The organism is Myxococcus vastator (assembly GCF_010894475.1).
In the GTDB taxonomy this organism is placed as follows: Bacteria; Myxococcota; Myxococcia; order Myxococcales; family Myxococcaceae; genus Myxococcus; species Myxococcus vastator.
On the sequence record NZ_JAAIYB010000642.1, the window covers coordinates 1 to 3,588 of the forward strand.

The 3,588-nt window shown below is 70.1% G+C and carries 3 protein-coding genes; all 3 read right to left on the reverse strand.

Annotated features, from left to right (window positions below):
- Positions 1–312 (reverse strand): Sec-independent protein translocase subunit TatA/TatB (locus G4D87_RS35380; RefSeq protein ID WP_205507846.1); only part of this gene is annotated, 312 nt, incomplete at its 3' end.
- A 132-nt stretch (positions 313–444) separates the two neighbouring features.
- Positions 445–1,722, reverse strand: coding sequence for an MFS transporter (locus G4D87_RS35385; RefSeq protein ID WP_163787126.1), 1,278 nt, complete (start codon positions 1,720–1,722; stop codon positions 445–447).
- Positions 1,723–1,732: 10 nt separating this feature from the next.
- Positions 1,733–3,588, reverse strand: a 1,856-nt coding sequence (locus tag G4D87_RS35390; protein ID WP_163787128.1) for a methyl-accepting chemotaxis protein, incomplete at its 5' end; no start/stop codon positions are given.

Sequence of the window (3,588 nt, forward strand, 5' to 3'; positions counted from 1 at the left end):
CGCCACATCGGCCGGGGGCGCCGCGCCGTCCGTGGCGGGAGGCAGGCTGGCCTCGGGCCCACCCACGGCCTGCGGCGGCTGGGGCGCGAAGCGCGTCCCGGGCCTCACGGGCGCGGTGGGCGGCTCTCCGATTTCCTGGTCCATGGCGTAGAACTCACGCTCCACGACGTTGCGGACCTCATCCGTCTGGCGGCGGAACTCGCGCAGGAACTTGCCGATGCCGCGCGCGAGCTCGGGCAGCCGCTGCGGCCCGAGGATGAGCAGCGCGGCCACCAGGATGAACACCATTTCGCCTGCGCCGATGTTGAACATTTTTCCTGACGCGCTCCCCGGAGCAGCCCGGTTTATCGCGCCCCGGGGAGGCAGGCGCAACCGTTCGTCGCGCCAAAGCCTCCGCCCGCCACCCGGAATGGGCGGCAGGCAACCCGAAGGCGCCCTTTCATACTACGCGTGAGGATCCGCCCCGGGCGAGAGCGGAACCGCCATTCCTCGCGAGGGAGCCACCGCCAACGCCCGCGCCTGCTCCCGGCGTTGCACCCGCCGCTCCACCACCCACAGCAAGACGGGCAGCAACAGCGTCAGGAGCATGGACACTCCCGCCATTCGAGGGATGCCGCCCAGGGTGCCGTCTGGCAGGTCTGTCAGCAGCCGAGCGCTGAGGAAGGCCCCCACGGCGGCGGCCATGTGCTGGACGGCGGACTGGAGGGACATGAACCGCGCGCGCACCGGGCCTTCCGGCACCCGCGACGTCAGCGTGTTGTACGCGACGTTGCGCGTCCCCATGGCGACCATGAAGAGCGTGAAGATGACGGGCACGGGCATCCAGCCCGGCAGGTGGACGAAGCCCACGTAGGTGGACAGCAGCACCAGCGCGGAGCCCACCGTGCCCACCACGAAGGCGCCGTACCGGTCCACCATGGGCCCCGCCACCCGCAGCGTCGCGAAGCTGGCGATGCCGCCAATGAAGTACGGCAGCCAGAGCAGCTCCCGCGGGTAGCCCACGTTCTGCTGCAGATAGGCGGACAGGTTGGGGATGAGGACGAAGCCCGCCATCATCACCAGCGCCGTCATCCCATACGAGAGCTGGATGTCCCGGCTGCCCAGCAGGGCGAGCACGCCGGCCTGCTGGCGAGGCCCCGCGTCCAGGTGGCCGCGCACGGGGGGCAGGAAGAAGATGGCGCCCAGCACCACCAGCAGGCCCAGCGCGGCCACCGCGAAGAAGGGCACGCGCCAACCGCCGAACTCGGCCAGCTTCAACGCCATGGGCACGCCCGCCACCGAGGCCACGGAGAAGGCCCCCATCACCGCGCCCAGCGCCCGGCCGCGCCGCTCCACGGGGACCAGGTCCGCGATGATGGACAGCGACAGCGACGTGGCCGGCCCGCCGAAGATGCCCGCCACCACGCGCGCCAGCAGCAGCGTGGACATCCCCGTGGCGAAGCCGCCCGCCGCCGTGGCCACCACCAGGCCCAGCATAGACACCGCCAGCGCCTTGCGCCGGTCGAAGCGGTCCAGGAAGTAGCCACCGGCCAGCCCCGCCACGCTGGCGGCCGCCGTGTACGCGCCGCCAATGACGCCAATGTGCGACGACGCGATGCCCAGCCCCTTCGCGAAGTCCGGGCCCAGCGGCATCACCATCACGAAGTCCAGGATGTTGACGAACTGGACCGCGCCGATGAGGGCCACCACGGCGCGCTCGGAGACCTGTCGTTGTGTCGGCATGAAGACGTGTCTACACCCGGAAGCGGCGGACCTCCGCACGGAGGATTTCCGCCTGCCGCTGGAGGTTGTCGATGGCCTCCTCCAGCTGCTTCACGGAGCGTGTCTGGTGCTCGGACACGCCCTTGATGGTCTCCACCGCCTTGAGCACCTGCTCGCTGCCCTTGGTCTGCTCCTTCTGGGCGCGGTTCAGGTGGGTGACCATCTCGTTGATGCTCTCGATGGAGCGGGTAATCTGCTTGCTGCCGTGCGCCTGCTCCTGGCTGCTGCGCTGCACGTGGGCGGTGAGCGTCTTCATCTTCTCCGCGCTCTTCATGATCTGCTCGCCGCCGCGGGCCTGCTCGTTGGAGGCCTTGGAGATCTGCTGCACCGTGTCGCTGATGCGGTGGATGGAGGCCGTCACCTGCTTGCTGCCGCGCGCCTGCTCCACGGTGGCCCGGGCAATGGCCTTCACCATCTGCGTGGACTTCTGGGTGCTGTCGTTGATTTTGCGCAGCGCCCCTTCCGCCTCCCGGCCCAGTTGCACGCCCTCCTCCACGCTGCGCACGCCCTGGTTCATCACCACCACGGCGTTGCGGCTCTCCTCCTGGATGCTGCGGATGAGCTCGGCAATCTCCTTCGTGGACGCGCCGGTGCGCTCGGCCAGGTCCTTGATTTCCTCCGCCACCACCGCGAAGCCCTTGCCGTGCTCCCCCGCCTGCGCGGCGATGATGGCCGCGTTGAGGGCCAGCAGGTTCGTCTGCTCCGCCACGTCGTCGATGACGTTGAGGATGTTGCCAATCTCGGAGATGCGCCGGCCCAGGCTTTCAATGACGCTGGCGGCGCTGCGGCTCGTGTCCTTGATGCGGTCGATGCCGGAGAGCGTCTTGCGCAGCGCCTCCACGCCCGTCTGCGCGTCGTCGAAGACCTGCTCGGACAGGCGGGCTGTCTCCTTCGCGTTGGCCTCCACCTGGCCGATGGCGGCGTCCATCTCACTGATGGCCGAGGACGTCTCCTCCGTGGAGGCGGACAGCTCCTGGATGTTGGTGGCCACCTCCTTGATGGAGAACGTCATCTGCTCGATGGCGCTGGTCGTCTCCTCCACGCTGGCGGCCATGGCCTGGACGTTCTCCGCCACCTCGTCGTTGGTGGCGGCCATCTCCATGATGGAGGAGCTGCTCTCCTCGGCGCTCTGGTAGAGGACCTCCACGTTCTCCGCGATGCCGCGCAGCGAGGCCATCATCTCCACCATGGAGGAGGACGTCTCCTCCACGCGCGCCTGCACCGTGCCCGCGCCGGACGACACCGTGGTGCCGGTGCGGTGAATCTGCTCCACCACGCCCGCCACCACGTCCGACACGCCGCGCACCCGGCCCAGCGTGTCGCGCCAGCTCTGGGCGATGCGGTTGAGCGCCTCGGCGAGCTGGCCCAACTCGTCCTGCGTCCCCACGTCCACGCGGCCGGTGAGGTCCGCCTCCGCCAGCCGCCGGGCCATGCCCATCATCGCGTCCAGCGGCACCAGGATGAAGGCGCGGGAGATGAAGAAGGCCACCAGCAGGAACAGCCCCAGGCCGATGCCGAACGCGAGCAACACGACGCGCTGGAGCTCGGTGACGACCGCGTCCAGCCCGGCGTTGTCGAGCACCAGCAGCACCTGCCCCACCACGCCGCCCGACAGCGTCACCGGGCGCGCCACGGCGCGGTCGCCGTTGGCGAAGCGGAAGCCCTTCAGCGGCTGCCCCCGCCGGGCCTTCAGCTCCGCCTGGAACCACGCGGGCGGCTCGGCCGGGTGGGTGGCCAGCACCTGGCCCTCGCTGGAGAGGACGGCCAGCACCTTGAAGTCGTCGTCGCCCGCGCGCAGCCGCTCCAGGCTGTCGGGCAGGGCCGGGG

What these genes read in the sequence shown, in the direction of transcription:
- G4D87_RS35385 (WP_163787126.1), bottom strand. Translation starts at nt 1,722, where the DNA reads ATGCCGACACAACGACAGGTCTCCGAGCGCGCCGTGGTGGCCCTCATC.